General features: G+C 65.3%; 19 protein-coding genes. 10 read left to right on the forward strand and 9 right to left on the reverse strand.

What is annotated here, in order from left to right:
- Window positions 1-151 precede the first annotated feature (151 nt).
- The 3 genes from HYH08_RS02805 (at window position 152) to HYH08_RS02815 (ending at window position 2,107) form a co-directional block, all read left to right on the forward strand.
- Window positions 152-1,102 carry a DUF2778 domain-containing protein gene (locus HYH08_RS02805; RefSeq protein WP_228747506.1) on the forward strand — a complete coding sequence of 317 codons (951 nt, stop codon included), beginning with the start codon at window positions 152-154 and terminating at the stop codon, window positions 1,100-1,102.
- Window positions 1,103-1,182: 80 nt separating this feature from the next.
- A complete protein-coding gene (locus HYH08_RS02810) occupies window positions 1,183-1,440 on the forward strand; it encodes a hypothetical protein (RefSeq protein WP_220008203.1) in 258 nt (85 codons plus the stop codon).
- A gap of 166 nt (window positions 1,441-1,606) precedes the next feature.
- Window positions 1,607-2,107 carry an SMI1/KNR4 family protein gene (locus HYH08_RS02815; protein WP_220008204.1) on the forward strand — a complete coding sequence of 167 codons (501 nt, stop codon included), beginning with the start codon at window positions 1,607-1,609 and terminating at the stop codon, window positions 2,105-2,107.
- Window positions 2,108-2,248: 141 nt separating this feature from the next.
- On the opposite strand, the gene HYH08_RS02820 is transcribed toward HYH08_RS02815, so the two are convergent.
- The gene (locus HYH08_RS02820; RefSeq protein WP_220008205.1) at window positions 2,249-4,105 is read right to left on the reverse strand and encodes a tannase/feruloyl esterase family alpha/beta hydrolase; all 1,857 of its coding nucleotides are present in this window, start codon (window positions 4,103-4,105) and stop codon (window positions 2,249-2,251) included.
- A gap of 437 nt (window positions 4,106-4,542) precedes the next feature.
- On the opposite strand from HYH08_RS02820, the gene HYH08_RS02825 reads away from it, so the two are divergent.
- Window positions 4,543-5,094 carry a MarR family winged helix-turn-helix transcriptional regulator gene (locus tag HYH08_RS02825; protein WP_220008206.1) on the forward strand — a complete coding sequence of 184 codons (552 nt, stop codon included), beginning with the start codon at window positions 4,543-4,545 and terminating at the stop codon, window positions 5,092-5,094.
- A 159-nt stretch (window positions 5,095-5,253) separates the two neighbouring features.
- Window positions 5,254-6,342: a TRAP transporter substrate-binding protein gene (locus HYH08_RS02830; protein ID WP_220008207.1), complete on the forward strand. Its 1,089-nt coding sequence runs from the start codon at window positions 5,254-5,256 to the stop codon at window positions 6,340-6,342.
- 125 nt (window positions 6,343-6,467) lie between these two features.
- Here the strand turns inward: HYH08_RS02830 and HYH08_RS02835 are convergent, their stop codons facing one another.
- The 6 genes from HYH08_RS02835 to HYH08_RS02860 all read right to left on the reverse strand — a co-directional run bounded on the left by HYH08_RS02835 (window position 6,468) and on the right by HYH08_RS02860 (window position 11,656).
- A complete protein-coding gene (locus HYH08_RS02835) occupies window positions 6,468-7,247 on the reverse strand; it encodes an ABC transporter ATP-binding protein (protein ID WP_220008208.1) in 780 nt (259 codons plus the stop codon).
- A complete protein-coding gene (locus HYH08_RS02840; RefSeq protein ID WP_220008209.1) occupies window positions 7,235-8,290 on the reverse strand; it encodes a dihydrodipicolinate synthase family protein in 1,056 nt (351 codons plus the stop codon). Before HYH08_RS02840 ends, HYH08_RS02835 begins: the two co-directional genes overlap by 13 nt.
- Window positions 8,291-8,296: 6 nt before the next feature.
- Entirely contained in the window at window positions 8,297-9,118 is an 822-nt protein-coding gene (locus tag HYH08_RS02845) for a GNAT family N-acetyltransferase (protein ID WP_220008210.1), read from the reverse strand.
- The gene (locus tag HYH08_RS02850) at window positions 9,105-10,142 is read right to left on the reverse strand and encodes an NAD-dependent epimerase/dehydratase family protein (protein WP_220008211.1); all 1,038 of its coding nucleotides are present in this window, start codon (window positions 10,140-10,142) and stop codon (window positions 9,105-9,107) included. Before HYH08_RS02850 ends, HYH08_RS02845 begins: the two co-directional genes overlap by 14 nt.
- 14 nt (window positions 10,143-10,156) lie before the next feature.
- Window positions 10,157-10,942: an ABC transporter permease gene (locus HYH08_RS02855; RefSeq protein WP_220008212.1), complete on the reverse strand. Its 786-nt coding sequence runs from the start codon at window positions 10,940-10,942 to the stop codon at window positions 10,157-10,159.
- Window positions 10,943-11,008: 66 nt separating this feature from the next.
- On the reverse strand, window positions 11,009-11,656 hold the full coding sequence (locus tag HYH08_RS02860) for a TetR/AcrR family transcriptional regulator (protein ID WP_220008213.1): 648 nt from the start codon (window positions 11,654-11,656) through the stop codon (window positions 11,009-11,011).
- Between the two features lie 101 nt (window positions 11,657-11,757).
- Between HYH08_RS02860 and HYH08_RS02865 the strand changes: the two genes are divergently transcribed.
- From HYH08_RS02865 to HYH08_RS02885, 5 genes are all read left to right on the forward strand, one after another.
- Entirely contained in the window at window positions 11,758-12,762 is a 1,005-nt protein-coding gene (locus tag HYH08_RS02865; RefSeq protein ID WP_220008214.1) for an ABC transporter substrate-binding protein, read from the forward strand.
- 361 nt (window positions 12,763-13,123) lie between these two features.
- Window positions 13,124-13,822 carry a septum site-determining protein MinC gene (gene minC, locus HYH08_RS02870; RefSeq protein WP_220008215.1) on the forward strand — a complete coding sequence of 233 codons (699 nt, stop codon included), beginning with the start codon at window positions 13,124-13,126 and terminating at the stop codon, window positions 13,820-13,822.
- Window positions 13,823-13,841: 19 nt separating this feature from the next.
- The gene (gene minD, locus HYH08_RS02875; protein ID WP_220008216.1) at window positions 13,842-14,657 is read left to right on the forward strand and encodes a septum site-determining protein MinD; all 816 of its coding nucleotides are present in this window, start codon (window positions 13,842-13,844) and stop codon (window positions 14,655-14,657) included.
- Complete coding sequence (minE, locus tag HYH08_RS02880; RefSeq protein WP_220008217.1) at window positions 14,654-14,938, forward strand: cell division topological specificity factor MinE; 285 nt, start codon at window positions 14,654-14,656, stop codon at window positions 14,936-14,938. Before minD ends, minE begins: the two co-directional genes overlap by 4 nt.
- 208 nt (window positions 14,939-15,146) lie before the next feature.
- Window positions 15,147-15,332: a hypothetical protein gene (locus HYH08_RS02885; protein WP_220008218.1), complete on the forward strand. Its 186-nt coding sequence runs from the start codon at window positions 15,147-15,149 to the stop codon at window positions 15,330-15,332.
- 75 nt (window positions 15,333-15,407) lie between these two features.
- Here HYH08_RS02885 and HYH08_RS02890 read toward each other — a convergent pair whose 3' ends face one another.
- Window positions 15,408-15,653: a hypothetical protein gene (locus tag HYH08_RS02890; RefSeq protein ID WP_220008219.1), complete on the reverse strand. Its 246-nt coding sequence runs from the start codon at window positions 15,651-15,653 to the stop codon at window positions 15,408-15,410.
- Window positions 15,654-15,755: 102 nt separating this feature from the next.
- Window positions 15,756-16,148 (reverse strand): hypothetical protein, encoded by a 393-nt coding sequence (locus HYH08_RS02895; RefSeq protein ID WP_220008220.1) that lies wholly within the window; start codon window positions 16,146-16,148, stop codon window positions 15,756-15,758.
- Between the last annotated feature and the right edge of the window lie 23 nt (window positions 16,149-16,171).

Below are 16,171 nucleotides of genomic sequence, written 5' to 3' on the forward strand. Positions count from 1 at the left end.
AACTTTTGGCTCCCAATGTGGTAGCTGGTATAGAGTCTCCGGGTGGGGGTGGGTACCCCCGGGGGTCGATTTTGGGGATCTGATGGTTTCCGACCGCGTACGCGCCGAGAGGCTGTTGTCGCGCCGCCGTATTGGGCGAGCGGAGACGATACTGCTGTCTCTGGCTGCCGTCGCGCTGTCGCTCGGAGCGGCCGCCTGGGTCGCTGACATCGGTGATTCGACCCCGCTCGTGTCCGCCGCCCTGCCGCCGTCCAATACCCCGTCCTTCGAAGACCGTTTCGCCTCGGCCTCGGTCAACCCGTCGGCCCGCGACATTGGCTTGCGGACGATGGAGCGCTCCGCCCTGAATGCCGTGCAGTCGAAGCTGCGCGATGCCAAGGCGATGCTGGCCCAGAAGCTCCAGAGCGACGATTGGCGTACGAGCCTGACCGATGACAGCCGTCCCGCGGCGGACGAGACGCGGCCCACGCAGCGCGCCGACGCCGTCCCGATGCCGCGCTCGCGTCCGGCCCAGGCCGATTTCGCCTTCCAGATTGCCTCGAGCCAGGCCTATGCGGAGACCAACCCCAAGGTCGACAACCGCAACTTCTTCGAAAAATTCACCGACAAGATCAGGCTGGCCTCGCTGACGCCTGGCGACGGCCTGCTCAGCCGGGGACCTGATCTGGCTGCTCTTGGCTACGACTCGCGCACGGCGGTGTATGACATCACGGCCAAGGCGCTTTACCTGCCGAGCGGCGTCGCGCTGGAAGCGCATTCGGGCATGGGGGCGTTGATGGACGACCCTGATCATGTCGACCAGCGGATGGTGGGCGCGACGCCCCCCGCCACCTACGACCTGAAGCCGCGCGAAAAGTTGTTTCACGGCGTTCGGGCGTTGCGACTGACGCCGACCGACGGCACCAGTGCGCTCGGCCGTGTCGGCCTGCTCACCCACACCTACATGCTCGGGCCGCGCGGTGATTCGAACGGCTGCGTCTCGATCAAGGACTACGACCGGTTCATCAAGGCCTATGACAACGGCGAATTCAATCGCCTTGTCGTGGTGCGGAGCCTGAGCGGATCGACCACCGTGGCGCAGCGCGCCAACACCGATTCCTGATCCTAAGATCTGACGTTTGCCTGCTCGCTGCGGGGCTGCCGTTTTCCCTTCGTTAAGCCGTCATCGTCCAGAAGCAGCCCATGAGTGATCCCCAAAGTTCAGAGACCCCGCTGCGCACGACGTTCAAGATCAAGCTGAACGGCGACACGCTGGCGATTGCGACCGTCGGCCAGGCCTATCAGTTCCTCACCAATTTCAAGTCGGTCGAGTGGATGGAATTCCGCGCCTTGCACGAGGACGCCGTCGCGGCGCTGGAAGGCGCTGCCGACAACGCCATGCTCGCGGTGCAGGCGACCAACGCCGTGCGCGCGCTGTTCGTGAGCGCGAAGCTGCTGTGATGGTGCTCTCGTAGCCCGGATGAAGCGAAGCGCAATCCGGGGCCGACTCGCTTGAGGCGCGAATCCCGGATTACGCTGCGCTCCATCCGGGCTACGGCTATCTCGAACCCGTTCCTGCGCGACTGCGACCAAGCTTGGCGCATTTGGCGCCGAGGAACAGGATTACATGGATATCGCAGCATTCATTGCAGGCGTCGATCGCGCCGGCGCGAAACAACCGACAGAAGCTGAACTCGAGGCATTCGAACAATCGATTCATTGCCGCTTGCCGGATGAGTATCGTCAATTCCTGCTGGCCTGCGCCGGCGGCTATCATCGGGGCTCAGCCGAGTTCAACTGGCCGCAGGGACACTGGGCCGGCGCGATCCAGGAGGTGCTGGGATTGCGCAGCGACGAATGCTCACTGGTCCAGACGCGCAAGGCGCCGCAATGGCCGACTGTCGATGAACTCTTGTGGATCATGGGCGACCATGGCGGCAATCCGATCTGCATGACGATCGACAAGGCGCATTTCGGCAGGATCTGGTTCATCGATCACGAGGTCGCCGAATACGACAAGCCTTGGACGCTTGCTGAAGCCATGTCGGACAATTGGGGCTACGTCCTGCCGCTCGCGCCGACATTCGGCGATTTCATCGCAGGCATCTATGAGGAAGCGGCGAGGTGATATCCGTGTCCCGGACGCGCTGCAGCGTGCAACGCTGCTGCGCTGAGCCGGGACCCAGAGACCACAAAGCAAGTGGAAACGTGGGCCCCGGCTCGGCAGCGCATCACTGCGTGCTGCGCTGCGTCCGGGGCACAAGAGAATTCAATGCCTGTCGTCGCCGCGCCCGTCGTCGTCATCGTGGAAGTCGTGGTCGCCGCCGTGCGGGAAGCCGGGATCGATGCAGGCAAAGCTGCCGGCATCGTTGGTCAGGCCGCTGCCCTTGTAGGATGCGATCTTCGGATAGACGCAGAGCGGCCGCGTGCCGCTGGCCGGGAAGTTCATGGCAATGCGCGGGTCAAAGAGGCCACCGGGCGGGTAGGGCGAGGTGGCATTGGTGTTGGCCGCGACGATGCGTTCCGGCGCGATGCCTTTCTCGACCCAGTCAGTGATCGCCTTGAGCTGGTTGCCGGCGAAGTTCGCAGTGGCCGCGCCGCCGCCGCAATGGGCCATGTTAGGGACCATGAACAGGCGCGCGAAATCGCTCGCATGGCCGCTCATGTTCCGGTCCATGTGGCGATACCAGCGCGCGATCGCGGCGCCGGAGAAGATGCCGTCATTGACGGAGGAGGAGATGATCAGCTTGCCGCCGCGCGCCCTGAACGGCCGCAGATCGGTCGAGACGGCCGCCATGAAGTCCATGCTGCTTTCCGGATAGGCCGCCGTCTTCGTGAAGATCTTGGGCGCATCGGTGTCGAAGTTGAACTTGAACACGAAGGCTTCCTGGCCGTTCGGCCCGCCCACCGGCGTCACCGCCGGCGGGGTCTGAAAGATCATCGGGATCGCGCCGGCGCCGAGCGTCAGATTGATGGCGGTGTTGACGCCGGGCACCGGCGCGGTGACGACGTTCCAGAGCTGCCAGCCCGCGCCCGGCGCAGTGGGCGGCGTCCAGATGCCGGCATCCCAGAACCAGTTCGAATAAAGCCGCTGTCCTTTGCTGTTGACGGGCCCGGCATAGATCTTCTTGAGCGCGCCGACCTGCGCAGCCGTGAGGCAGGTGCCGCCATGCGGCGTGCTGCCGTGCGAGCCGGAGCCGCAGGTGTAAGAGGCGAGGGCCGGATACACCTTCCTTGCCGTGCAGGCATGGTAATTGTCGATGATGCCATCGACGAGACCATCGAGCGCGTCGCAGGCGCTCAGGATCGCGGCGGACGCGACCTGAAGATCCTGCCCGGGGAACGTGTCCGGAATGAATGGCTGCCCGTTGACGTCGGTGCTGGTAGCGAGCGCGCCGAGCACCTGCTCGTTCCAGGCTTCGGCGATGCCCGCCTGCGGCAAGTTGAAGCCGGGATTTTGCGAGATCACTCCGTCGAACAGCCAGGGGAAGCGCTGCGAGGCCATCATGGCGTCGCGGCCGCCGTTCGAGCAGCCCATGATGTAGGAATAGACGGTGTCGAGGCCGTAGAAATAGGAGATGATCTGCTTGGAGATCGTGGCGGTCTTTTCGATGCCGTTGTAGCCGAAGTCCCGGCGCGCCTGCGCGTCGATGGCAAAATGCGCGGAGCCGCCGGCATTGGCGTCGTCGTCCTGATAGCCGCCGACGACGTTCGCGGCGTTGTCTTCGTGGCCGCCGTCATCGGCGGCAACGGCCCAGCCCTGGCCGAGCTCGACGCCGGCGGCGCCTTGCGGATCGGCATTGAGGCTGCCGTCGGTGCCGCCTCCGCCCATCATCTCGAAGCGGCCGTGCCAGGTGTTGGGCAGGTTGAGCGCAAAGCCGATGCCGTAGGTGAAATGATCGGGGTCCTGCGTGGACACGCGCTTGTTGATGATGCCGACCACGTTGCAATAGCCGGGCTTCTGCGTCGCGCTCAGGATCTGCGTGTTCGGCAGCGAGAGGCCGGTCAGCGCCGTGCAGGACGCGCGCGGCGCGACGCCGCTCGGCGGCAGGCCGTGTGCGGCGATGGGAGCGCCGAGCAAAGACCATGTGGCGATGATCGTCGAGGCGAGGAAAAGTCGTTTCATGTCATGCCCTCCCGGTTTCAACGTTGGTGATTGAACAAAAAACGTTTGACGCACGCTGCCTGGCGAGGCCGCAAGGCGCCGGATTGATTTGCGAAATGGACGTTGGGAGGAATGCGCATCGTGCCAGCGATGAGCGGCGAGGCAGCTTCGGCTGCGCGTAAGATCGTGCCGCCGCGATGCGTGTTGCATGCGGATAGGCGCCCACCCCTGATGGACCGCACGGACGTTCACTCCCTTGAACCCGCTCGCGTGACGGCAGGTTTTCACGATGCTTAAGGGAGCCATGTTGCCGTGTCAACATGACGCGTTGCGCGATATTGCCATGCAACCTGTCGTAGAAGCTGTAGAGTCAGGACCGAGGTTCCGCTGCGCTTCTCGATTCCGCTGCGTTGCGTTAGGCTCGCTGTCCAAATCTTTCAGCGAAAGAAAGCGAGTCGATGCGGCCAGCCAAGGCACGGGTGAGGAAACGGATCGCGGGACCGCGGCGCGCGCCTCGCGCGACGAAGCCGCAGCGCACGGTGGCGCGCACCGCGTCCGGCGCGACATCAACCCGGGCGAAACCGCTGGCGCTCGGTGACCTGTCGCAACTGCTGGGCTATTCCATCCGCCGCGCGCAGCTCTGGATCTTCAAGGAGTTCAGCCGGCAGTTGGCGGCCTTCGCGATCAGCCCCGCCCAGTTCTCCGTGCTCTGCGTGATCGACGCCAATCCCGGCGTCAATCAGCTCGCGGTGGCACAGCTGCTGTCGATCGAGCGGGCCGGGCTCGGCCGGCTGGTCGATCATCTCGAAGGCCGCGCCTTGGTGCGGCGCAGCGCGTCGGCCATCAACCGTCGCTATTACGTGCTCTACCTGACCGAAGCCGGAACGGCGCTGCTGGCCCGGCTGCGGCCGGCGGCCGCCGCAAGCGACGAGGCGCTCGCGGCCAAGATCGGCCCGCGCGCCTACAAGGAATTGCGCCGGGCGCTGTCGGTCTTTGTCGGGGACGCCTGAGCGATCCCCGGCCCATTCCTGGGCCATGCCGCAGCGGCGATTTGGCAGGGCGCCCCTCCTTTATCATGGCTTGAACTGCATGGCCGGAACGGGCAAACGATCCGCGACGACCGTGGCTTGCGCCACCCATTTCAAGCCTGACTTTTAGGGAGAGACCCCATGAAACGCCGGACATTCCTCAAGGGCGGCGCCGTCGCCGGCGCAACGACGCTGGTTGCCGCGCCCGCGATCGCGCAGAGCGCGCCCGAGGTCAAATGGCGCCTGACCTCGAGCTTCCCGAAGTCGCTCGACACCATCTACGGCACGGCGCAGACGTTCGCGAAATACGTCGCCGAGGCCACCGACAACAAATTCCAGATCCAGACCTTTGCCGCCGGCGAGCTCGTCCCCGGCCTTCAGGCGCTCGACGCCGTCAGTGTCGCCTCGGTCGAGATGGCGCAGACGCCGCTGTATTTCTACATCGGCAAGGAGCCGGCGCTGGCTTACGCCACCGGCGCGCCATTCGGCATGAACCATCGCCATCAGGAGTCCTGGTGGTATTTTGGCGGCGGCGCGGACCTCGCCAACGAGGCGCTGAAGCCGTTCAAGGCGCACGCCATCCTCTGCGGCAATTCCGGCACCCAGATGGGCGGCTGGTTCCGCAAGGAGATCAAGACCGTCGACGACCTCAAGGGCCTCAAATTCCGCATCGCCGGCATGGGCGGCCACGTGCTGGCGCGGCTCGGCGTGGTGCCGCAGCAGCTCGCGGGCGGCGACGTTTATTCGGCGCTGGAGAAGGGCTCGATCGACGCCGCCGAATTTGTCGGCCCCTATGACGACGAGAAGCTCGGCTTCCAGAAGGTCGCAAAATACTATTACTTCCCCGGCTGGTGGGAAGGCGGCGCCATGCTGCACATGATCGTCAACGACGAGAAATGGGCGAGCCTGCCGAAGCAGTATCAGGCGATCGTCAATCAGGCCGCGTCAGCAGCGGGCGCCTGGATGCTCGAGAAGTATGACAGCGTCAATCCGGCTGCGCTGAAGCGCCTGATCGCCAACGGCGCCGAGCTGAAGGCCTTCCCGCAACCGGTGCTGGAGGCCTGCTACACCGCGACCCAGGAGCACCTCAACGAGCTCGCCGCCAAGAGCGACCTGTTCAAGCGCACCAAGGACAGCCACGACGCGTATATGAAGGAGCTGCTGTTCTATACGCAGATCGCGGAGAATTTTTACGACAACTATCTGCTCAGCAAGATGCGCAAGGGCTGAGTGTGAGGGGGCGCGGTGCTTATGCCGCGCACAGACCTCGTAGGGTGGGCAAAGGCGCACTTGCGCCGTGCCCACCATCTCTCCATGATCGATAGAAGACGTGGGCACGCTGCGCTTTGCCCACCCTACGAACTGAGGCCCAGTTTCGCATAAATCCTCCTTGCATAGGCGCCGAATGCATCGGTCGTCTTCAGCGGAAGGTCGCGCGGGAAGGGCAGGTCGATCGGGAAATAGTCGGCCATCTTGGCCGGGCCGGCCGTCAGCACGGCGCAATGCGAGGACAGGAACACCGCCTCCTGGATCGAGTGCGTGACGAAGATGATGGTCTTGCCGCTCTCGCGCCAGATCCTGAGCATCTCCAGGTTCATCTGCTCGCGCGTCAGCGCATCCAGCGCGCCGAACGGCTCGTCCATCAGGATCAGCTTTGGATCGTGGATGAAGGCGCGCGCGATGGCGGTGCGCTGCTGCATGCCGCCGGAGAGCTGTTGCGGATATTTCTGCTCGTAGCCCGAGAGGCCGACGAGATTGAGCAGATCGCGCGCCCGCTCGCGCGCGGCCTTGATCGGCAGGCCCACGATCTCGGCCGGCAGCAGCACATTGTCCAGGATGGTGCGCCACTTCAGAAGAAGCGCCTGCTGGAACACCATGCCGATGTCGCGGCTCGGATCGAACGGGCTGTTGGCATTGCCGATCGTCACGGTGCCGCCGTCGGCGCTGTGCAGGCCCGCCAGAATCTTCATCACCGTGGTCTTGCCGCAGCCGGAGGGACCGACCAGCGAGACCAGCTCACCTTCCTGCACGTCCATCGTCACGTCGGACACCGCCAGAAACTCGGCGCCGCCGCTGCGATAGACTTTTCGCACGCCTTGCAGGCTGATGAACGGGTTTGAGCTCATGCCAGCCATTTGTTCAAATTGGCGGCGACGAAGGCATCGTCGCTGAGATCGGCGTGTTCGCGGCAGACGCGGTCGATCTCCTCCTTTTGGCCGGGGCTGAGGCCTTCGTTGGGATCGAGGCACCACAGGCCCTGCATCAGGCCCTGGCGGCGCAGGATCTCGTGGCAGCCGGCGATGCAGCCGTGGAAATTGTTGGCGACATCGAAGAAGGCGCTATTGCAATCGGTGACGCGGGCATCGAGCGCGAGCAAATCGGCCGGAAGGCTATCCTTGTGCCGCGCCGCCTTGCAGCGCTCGAACTGCTTGATGGCGCTTGCGGTCCACACCGACCAATGGCCGAGCAGGCCGCCCTTGAAATAGGTGCGCGTGGTGACGCCCTTGTCGCGCAAATCGAACGGCAGCATCAAATCGAGCAGGATGTGATCGTCATTGCCGGTGTAGAGCGCGACGCGATCGAGCGCGCCGGCGGCGGCGACACCGCGCAGCACGTCGAGGGTACGATAACGGTTGAAGGGGGCGATCTTGATGGCGATGACGTTGTCGATCGCAGCAAAGCGCTGCCAGAACCGGCTCGACAGGATGACGCCGCCGACGGCCGGCTGCAGATAGAAGCCGACCAGCGGGATCTCGGCGGCGACCGCCGTGCAGTGGGCGATGATCTCGTCCTCGGAGGCGCTCTTCATCGCGGCGAGGCTGAGGAGACCTGCGTGATAGCCGATGTCCCGCGCGGTGCGGGCTTCAGTCACGGCCTGCTTCGTCGGACCGGCAAGTCCCGCGACCATCGCCAGCGGCCGCCTGGTCCAGTTTGCGGCGGTCTCGGCTGCAAGCTCCAGCACCGGACGGTAGAGGCCGACGTCGCGGATCGCGAATTGCGTGGTGTGGACGCCGACGGCGAGGCCGCCGGAGCCGGCGTCGATGTAATAGCGCGTCAATGCGCGCTGGTGCTGCTTGTCGAGCTGGCGCTCGGCGGTGAGCGCGAGGGGGTGGGCCGGCAGCACGGTGCCCTCGGCGATCAGCTCGCGGATGTCGGAATTGATCTGGCTGTGGTGCATGATGTCCTATCCGAATTCAGGGCCGGCAACGGCGAAGGGCAATTCCTCAGCGGCCGTGGTGGCGGGGCCGAACCGCATGCGCTGGAACGGGCGCTCGATGGTCCATCCCGAGGCGGTCAAGCCGTCAAGGAACGCGGATTGGGATGCGATGGCGTCGATCAGAAGCGGGCCGGTCTCGGACCGCGTGATCGCGTGAACCTGGGCCAGCGCGGCCGCGGCATTGTCGGCAAACAGCGGCCCGATATGGCGGGCGGTCCGGCCGTCGCGCACGAGAGCAATGGCGCCATGCGCGGAGACGATGCGCGAGCCGGAACGCTGGGCGAAGGCTTCGAGGAGGGCGGTGCGGTCGAGGCCGGTGGCGCGCCGGTCCCGCGCGCGCAGCGCATCGATGGTCGCGGATGACGACGGCGGGGCTTCGGCCCGTCCGGGCCTCACCAGTTTCAGCCGGCGCAATTGCAGCGTCGGCGTGAAGCCGAGCGGGCCGTAGACCGCGGCGCCGTCGGGCGTGGCGTCGAGCCAGCTGGTCAGGCCGTTCTTGCGGGCGGTTTCGAGGCAGGCGTCGACGAGGCGCGTGGCGAGGCCGCGGCGGCGATGAGTGCCTGATACCAGCACCATGCTGATCCAGGCGTTGTTGCCGGAATAGGGCAGCAGCGCCGCCGTCGCGACCAGCCGCAGGCCATCGCGGATGCCGAAGACGATGCCGTCGCGCAGGAAAATGCGCCAGTCCTCCTCGGTCTGGTTCCAATGCGCTTCCGTCGACAGCGCGAGCCCGGCGATCGCGTCGTCGGCGCCGAGCTTGTGGATCGCGGGGCCGTCAGTAGCGTCCATCGCGCACCTCGTATTTGGTGGGTTTGCCGAGGCTCGGCATGGCGCGCGACACCCAGTCGGCGGTCCAGGCGATCAATTGCTCGGTGTCGACCACCGGCAGGCCGAACAGTTCGACGGCCCTGGAGGTATCGGTGAGCCAGGCCGTCGGCTCTTCCTTGCCCGTCAGCACTGGCGCGCGGCCGAAGCGGGCGCCGAATTTCTGCGCGAGATCGCGCACCGCCCAAATCTCGTGGCCGCTGACATTGATCGGCGAGGCCGGGGCGGTGCAGTGCGCGAGGCACCGCAGCGCCTGCGCGGAGGCATCGCCCTGCCAGATGAAGTTGACATGTCCGAGGCTGACGTCGATCGGGACGCCGTTCAGCACCTTCGTGGCGATGTCGTGCAGCACGCCGTAGCGCATGTCGATCGCGTAGTTGAGGCGGAACAGCCGACCGGGCGTTCCGAACTTGCGCGAGAAATACTCGAACATGCGTTCGCGACCGACGCAGGATTGGGCATATTCGCCGGGCGGGTTCGGTGCCATGTCTTCAGGCGAGCCCTTGCCGTCGACCGGCACGAAGGGATAGACGCAGCCGGTCGAGAACGCCACGATCCGCGAGGACGGAAAGGCCTGTGCCACCAGCGCCGGCACATGCGCGTTCATCGCCCAGGTCAGTGACAGATCGCCCTCGGCGCCGAACTTGCGACCGGCCATGAAGATGATGTTGGGCGCTTTCGGCAGCGCGTGAATCGCCTTCTCGTCCATCAGGTCGCAATTGATGGTCTCGACGCCGCGCCCATGCAGCCACTCTTTCACGCCGGCTTCGCTGAAGCGGGCGACGCCGATGACGCGGCGGTCAGGCACGGCAGCTTTCGCCAGCCCCGCCAGCGTCGGGCCCATCTTGCCGCCGACGCCGAGGATCATGATGTCGCCTTCGACCTTGTTGAGGTCGTCGATCAGCGCCTGGGTCGGCCGGCACAGCAGATCGTCGAGCGCCGCGATATCGGGAATGGTCTTCGGCAGGGTCTGGCGGGTGAGCAGCATGGATCGGTCCTTCGTTAGGTCTGCCTCGCGTCGCCCACCACGAACATGCGTTCGAGGGCGAGCACGAGGCCGTAGAGAGCGACGCCGAGCAGCGTCAGCAGCACGACCGCCATCACCATCGCGGGCGTGTCGAGCGAGGACTGCACCTGGATCATGAGGTAGCCGAGCCCGCGCTCGGAGGCGATGAACTCGCCGACGATGGCGCCGGCGACCGCGAGGATCGCGCCGACCTTCATGCCGGAGAAGATGTAAGGCAGCGATCCCGGCAGCTGGATCTTGCGGAACAGCGTCCAGCGCGAGCCGCGCAGCGATTTGACGAGATCGAGCAGGTCGGGCTCGACCTCGCGCAGGCCTCGCGCGGTGGTGAGCAGGATCGGGAAAAAGCAGATGCTGAAGGCGATCAGGATGTTCGGGACGATACCGTAGGAGAACCAGACGATGAAGAGCGGTCCGAGCGCGACCTTCGGGATCATGTTCAGCGTCACGAACAGCGGCAGCAGCACGAGGCTGAGCAGCGGCGCCCAGCTGAAGATCACGGCGAGCGCGACGCCGACGACGGCGCCGAGCGCGAAGCCGCCGAGGATCTCGACCGCCGTCACCAGCGTATTGGCGCCCCAGGCATAGCCCGTGGTGCCCAGCGTCTGCACGGTCGCAAGCGGTGAGGGCAGGATGAATTTCGGCACGTGGAAGGCATCGACCGAGACCTGCCAGAGCACGAGCACGGCGAGGTGCACGATCACGACGATCGCAATGCTGCGTGCCGGATTTGCTCCGCGAGCGGCCACCTTTTGCTTCCCCATGCCGCGGCTTCATGGCCGCGGGGGCAGCCTAGCCGCCCTCGCACCAACTTTCAACCAGTTGGTTGATTAGGGCCGGAGCGACTGAAGCACGAGGTCAACGACATGGCGGCGGCGGGCGCGGCGCTGAGCGCGGCTCGACAGGTCCTTGCCGAAGATCGCCGACAGCGTCGGCGTGTTGGAGAAGAAGAAATAACTCAGCCCCGCAATGGAGATATAGAGCTGGATCGGGTCGATCCCCTTGCGGAATACGCCCGAGCGCACGCCTTCATGGAGGATGTGCGAGACGCTCTTCACCAGCGGGGAATGCATCGCCTCCAGCCGGGTCGAGCCGCGGACATGGCGGGCGCCGCCGCGGTTCTCGTCGTTCAAAAGCACGATGAAATCAGGGTTTGCGGCGAGATGGTCGAACGAGGCCTCGATCAGCCGGCGGATCGCCTTGTCCGGCGGCAGGCCTTCGAGATTGAGCTTGCGCTCCTGCTCGCGGATATCCTCATAGACCACTTCGAGCACGGCGAGGTAGAGCGCGTCCTTGTCGCCAAAATAGTGATAGACCAGCTGCTTGTTGACGGCGGCGCGCTCGGCGATCTCGTCGACGCGGGCGCCGGCAAAGCCATGTTTGGCGAATTCCTGGCGCGCCGCGGTGAGCAGCTTCTTGCGGGTGGCGACGGGATCGCGCCGCTGCGGCACGGTGTCGCCAGATCGTTTTGCGGGCATTTCCAACCAAACAGTTGACAAGTGAGGGGCAGGCTTGTTGCATTGGTATCCTCACAGGGGGAGAGCGACAAGCCGGGTCGCGGACAATGAGGAGAGATGCGATGAAGCATTTGCGGGCGGCCGTGATGGCGCTGGCGCTCGGTCTGCCGGCGGTGCCGGCGAGCGCGGGCGAGGCGGTCAATCTGATCCTGAACTGGACGCCGACGGCCGACCACTCGCCGTATTATTACGCCAAGGCGCAGGGCTGGTACGAGAAGGCGGGCATCGACCTCACCATCGAGACCGGCAAGGGGTCCGGCGTCTCCGCCGCCAAGGTCGGCTCGGGCGGCTCGCCGTTCGGCGTCGCCGATCTCGCCACCATGCTGGTGGCCAAGAGCAAGGGCGCCGACGCCGTCGCGGTGATGAGCGTCTACGCCAATACCGGGCAGACTTTCTACTGGCTGAGGAGCTATGGCGTGAACGGGGTGAAGGACTTCCCGGGCCACAAGATCGGTAATCCGCCCGGCGATGCCTCGCGCGTGATGTGGCCGGCCTTTGCCAAGGCCGCGGGGCTTGCGCCCGATGCGGTCGGCTTCGTCAATGTCGGGCCGACCGCGAAGATCGCGGCGCTGAAGAGCCACACCGTCGATATCATCAGCGACTTCTACAACGAGCACGATCTCAAGGTGATCGAGTTCGGGCCCGATCTCGGCTATCTCAACTGGAAGGACATCGGGCTCAATCCTTACGGCAACTCGCTGATCGTCAACGGCGCCTATCTCCAGAAGAACCCGAAGGTCGTCGAAGATTTCGTCCGCGTCACGCAGAGGGCCTTTGCCGCCTGCGTCGCCGACGTCACGCCCTGCCTGAAGGCGCTGCTCGACCATGTCTCCGGCCTCGACAAGGAGAACCAGGAGCGCCAGTGGGAGCGCATCAAATTCCTGATGACGGATGAGTTCACCACGACCAAGAGCCTCGGCTGGATCGACGGGGAGCGGATGAAGAAGGATTACGAACTGGTCCAGACCTATCTCGGCATGGAGAAGCCGTTCGACGTGTCGACGGCGTTCACAACTAAGATGCTGGATCCCGCCATCAAGATGGATGCGAGCAAGGTGAAGAAGTAGGGGCCCCATGTCTCCCGGATGCAGCGCGTGGCGGTGCCCTGCAGTCGGTGCCGTAGGGTGGGCAAAGGCGCACAGCGCCGTGCCCACCATCCTTTCATAATCGCGTAAGTTCGTGGGCACGCTTCGCTTTGCCCACCCTACGGCACTGTTGTCGCGGCTATAGCTCGGCCGTGCATCCTTCGAGGCTCCCGGCGCGATGCGACTGCATCGCGCCGCTCGCACCTCAGGATGACGGGGCAAGGGGCGATGCCTGCCGCAGGAGCCATCCCCAACCCACGTATCCCCACGGAGAAATTAACCGGCCGTTAACCATATCCGCCGCATCGTTAACCATTCAATAACGGGGAACGAGTCGGCCGCCATGGAGGCCCAAGCAAAAGTCCAACGCCAGATGGTGCGCCTGCGCGGGCGCTCCTATGTGGCCTTTGTGTTCGTGCCGACGGTTCCGATCCAGGACTGGCTCCAGGAAATCGACGCCACCATCGCCCGCTCGCCCGGCTTCTTCGCCGGGCGGCCCGTGGTGATCGATCTGTCCTCGGTCGATCTCAGCCAGGCCGGCATCGGCCATCTCCTCACCAGCCTGCAGGACCGCAATATTCGCGTGCTCGGGATCGAGGGCGTGGACGAGGGCAGGCTGACGCCCATGATGCCGCCGCTGCTGTCGGGCGGACGCAGCTGCGTGGTCGAACCGACTGCGCCGAAGAAGCCTGAAGCAAAGGTCGAGGCGAAGCCGACCTCGCTGCTGCTGGAATCGCCTGTGCGCTCCGGCCAGACCGTGATCTTCCCCGAAGGCGATGTCACCATTCTGGGCTCGGTCGGCTCCGGCGCGGAGGTCGTGGCCGGCGGCTCCATCCACATCTACGGCGCGCTGCGCGGCCGCGCCATGGCTGGCGTCAACGGGCACACCAGCGCGCGTATCTACTGCCAGAAGATCGAGGCCGAACTGCTTGCAATCGATGGGTTTTACCAAACTGCCGACGATATCGACGAAGCCTTGCGCGGCAAGCCGGCCCAGGCCTGGCTGCAAGGCAACACCATGCGAATTACCGCGCTGAACTGACCAGAAGGAGATTTTTGAGATGGCCAAGGTACTGGTCGTGACATCAGGCAAGGGCGGCGTCGGCAAGACGACCACGACCGCCGCGCTGGGGGCTGCGCTGGCGCAACGCGGCGACAAGGTCGTCGTCGTCGATTTCGACGTCGGCTTGCGCAACCTCGACCTCGTGATGGGCGCCGAACGCCGCGTCGTGTTCGACCTCATCAACGTGGTGCAGGGCGTGGCCAAGCTGCCGCAGGCGCTGATCAAGGACAAGCGGCTGGAGAATCTGTGGCTGCTGCCGGCCTCGCAAACCCGCGACAAGGACGCGCTGACCGAAGAGGGCGTCAGCAAGGTCATTGCGGACCTGCGCAGCCGTTTCGACTGGGTGATCTGCGACAGCCCGGCCGGCATCGAGCGTGGCGCCTCCATGGCGATGCGCTTTGCGGATGAGGCCGTGATCGTCACCAATCCGGAAGTCTCTTCGGTGCGCGATTCCGACCGCATCATCGGCATGCTCGATTCCAAGACCGTGCGGGCCGAGAAGGGCGAGCGCGTCGAGAAGCACATTCTCATCACCCGCTACGATCCCTCGCGCGCCGCGCGCGGCGAGATGCTGACCATCGACGACATCCTCGAAATCCTCGCAACGCCCTTGCTCGGCATCATCCCGGAGAGCCAGGACGTGCTGCGCGCCTCCAATGTCGGCACGCCAGTGACGCTGTCGAACGCCGACGGCGCGCCCGCGCGGGCTTATACCGATGCGGCGCGGCGGCTGTGTGGCGAGACCGTCGCCATGCAGGTGCCGGCCGAGCGCAAAGGCTTCATGGATCGCCTGCTGCGACGGAGGGCTGCATGAGCATGGGTCTGCTCCGGCTTCTCCGCGGCAACAAGGCCTCGTCTGCTCCGGTCGCTCGCGAACGGTTGCAGATCCTGCTTGCCCATGAGCGCGGAATGCGCGGCCAGCCCGATCTGCTCGGTGTGCTGCGTGAGGAAATTCTCGCCGTCGTGTCCAAGCACGTGACGCTGGACCCGACCAAGGTCATCGTCCGGCTCGAGCGCGGCGACGAGGTCTCGACCCTCGAGGTCGACATCGAGGTGCCCAACGATTTCGAGCGCAAGAAGGTGGCGGTCGCGTAGGGGGCGCGACCGACGGCGGCCTATTGGGGTGGGTGAGAAGGCGGTCCGCTGGGCATGGCGGGCCGCCTTCTTCGCTTTTGCGGGGGGAGTTTCCGGGACTGCCGATGTGATCGGCGCGGTGCGGAACGGGACGAGGCGCGAGCTCGTTATCGGAGACCCGCGGAGCGCCGAGCCGGGCGCCGCGGCTTCCTCAACACGGAGAGCGCCCATGATGTCCGAGGTCCAGGTCCATACCCTCGCGCGGCAAATGCTGGAGCAGCATGGTTTTGCGGCGATCGCCAAGGCCGCCGAGCAGGCGCAGGCCTGCGAGGGCCGCGGCGAGGCCGATGAGGCCAGGGAATGGCGTCACATCGCCGATGCCATGAAGATCATTCGTGGACCGGCCCATAGCTAAGTCAGCGGCCAAGGTCGGCCCCTGCCGGTTCCAGCCCTGATCATTGTCGAGGATGCGGCTGCCCGTCCGCGTGACTCAGCGCGTGATCCGTTCGGCCCCTTGAGTCATCCGCTTGTTCCGCGGTTGCGGCTGCGCGGGCTCGCTGGTCTCCTTGCAAGGGAGCCGCTGCCACGAGCCGTCCGCCGCCTGCTGATAGGCGCTGCAGGATGATGAGATGGCTTGGTCTTCGCCCTTCTGGGGCTGGGTGTCTCGAGCGACCGCCGGGGCCGCCATGGTGCCGATCGTGAGAGCACCGGCGAAGATGAAATGGAAAATTCGCATGGGGTTCTCCAGATGAAGAAGCGCGCATGCTGGTCAGGAATGTGACAATTTTTTGCCGCGGCGAGGATTCGCCGCGGTGTGCTTAACGATGCGTCCGGACGCCTAGCCGCCCTTGCTGCGGATCAGGCCGGCGGTCTTCTGCTTCTCGCACCAATTGCTCATGCCGAGCCGGCGCTGGTCGAGATCGGTCGTCTGGGTGGCGACCGCGACCTCCGCCATGATGTCGTCTGACTGCTTCTCGCCCATCTTGCCGCCGGTGTGCATCCAGGCGATCGCCTTGCGCACCTGCTCGGTGGTGCCGTCGGGCAGCTGCATCTGCTGCGCCCTCTGCACCAGATCCTGGTAGACGACATCGGTGCCCGGGCATTCGACCTTGGCGGCAAAGGCCTGCAGCACCATCGTGACATAGGTCGAGCGGGTATGGTCGTCATCGGCCGCCTGGGCAGCCGGAGCTGCGATCAGCAACAGACCTGCGATCAGAAGACGGGTGCGCATTCCTGGGTATCCTCCTGGACTTT

This window comes from Bradyrhizobium sp. BR 10289 (genome assembly GCF_019455385.1).
GTDB lineage: Bacteria > Pseudomonadota > Alphaproteobacteria > Rhizobiales > Xanthobacteraceae > Bradyrhizobium.

Bases quoted from the DNA above. Each gene is read 5' to 3' on its own strand.
- HYH08_RS02840 (WP_220008209.1), bottom strand. From the start codon at position 8,290: ATGCACCACAGCCAGATCAATTCCGACATCCGCGAGCTGATCGCCGAG.
- HYH08_RS02830 (WP_220008207.1), top strand. From the start codon at position 5,254: ATGAAACGCCGGACATTCCTCAAGGGCGGCGCCGTCGCCGGCGCAACG.
- HYH08_RS02855 (WP_220008212.1), bottom strand. From the start codon at position 10,942: ATGGGGAAGCAAAAGGTGGCCGCTCGCGGAGCAAATCCGGCACGCAGC.
- HYH08_RS02860 (WP_220008213.1), bottom strand. From the start codon at position 11,656: ATGCCCGCAAAACGATCTGGCGACACCGTGCCGCAGCGGCGCGATCCC.
- minD (WP_220008216.1), top strand. From the start codon at position 13,842: ATGGCCAAGGTACTGGTCGTGACATCAGGCAAGGGCGGCGTCGGCAAG.
- minC (WP_220008215.1), top strand. From the start codon at position 13,124: ATGGAGGCCCAAGCAAAAGTCCAACGCCAGATGGTGCGCCTGCGCGGG.
- HYH08_RS02835 (WP_220008208.1), bottom strand. From the start codon at position 7,247: ATGGCTGGCATGAGCTCAAACCCGTTCATCAGCCTGCAAGGCGTGCGA.
- HYH08_RS02815 (WP_220008204.1), top strand. From the start codon at position 1,607: ATGGATATCGCAGCATTCATTGCAGGCGTCGATCGCGCCGGCGCGAAA.
- HYH08_RS02850 (WP_220008211.1), bottom strand. From the start codon at position 10,142: ATGCTGCTCACCCGCCAGACCCTGCCGAAGACCATTCCCGATATCGCG.
- HYH08_RS02890 (WP_220008219.1), bottom strand. From the start codon at position 15,653: ATGCGAATTTTCCATTTCATCTTCGCCGGTGCTCTCACGATCGGCACC.
- HYH08_RS02895 (WP_220008220.1), bottom strand. From the start codon at position 16,148: ATGCGCACCCGTCTTCTGATCGCAGGTCTGTTGCTGATCGCAGCTCCG.
- HYH08_RS02810 (WP_220008203.1), top strand. From the start codon at position 1,183: ATGAGTGATCCCCAAAGTTCAGAGACCCCGCTGCGCACGACGTTCAAG.
- HYH08_RS02820 (WP_220008205.1), bottom strand. From the start codon at position 4,105: ATGAAACGACTTTTCCTCGCCTCGACGATCATCGCCACATGGTCTTTG.
- HYH08_RS02825 (WP_220008206.1), top strand. From the start codon at position 4,543: ATGCGGCCAGCCAAGGCACGGGTGAGGAAACGGATCGCGGGACCGCGG.
- HYH08_RS02845 (WP_220008210.1), bottom strand. From the start codon at position 9,118: ATGGACGCTACTGACGGCCCCGCGATCCACAAGCTCGGCGCCGACGAC.
- minE (WP_220008217.1), top strand. From the start codon at position 14,654: ATGAGCATGGGTCTGCTCCGGCTTCTCCGCGGCAACAAGGCCTCGTCT.
- HYH08_RS02865 (WP_220008214.1), top strand. From the start codon at position 11,758: ATGAAGCATTTGCGGGCGGCCGTGATGGCGCTGGCGCTCGGTCTGCCG.
- HYH08_RS02885 (WP_220008218.1), top strand. From the start codon at position 15,147: ATGATGTCCGAGGTCCAGGTCCATACCCTCGCGCGGCAAATGCTGGAG.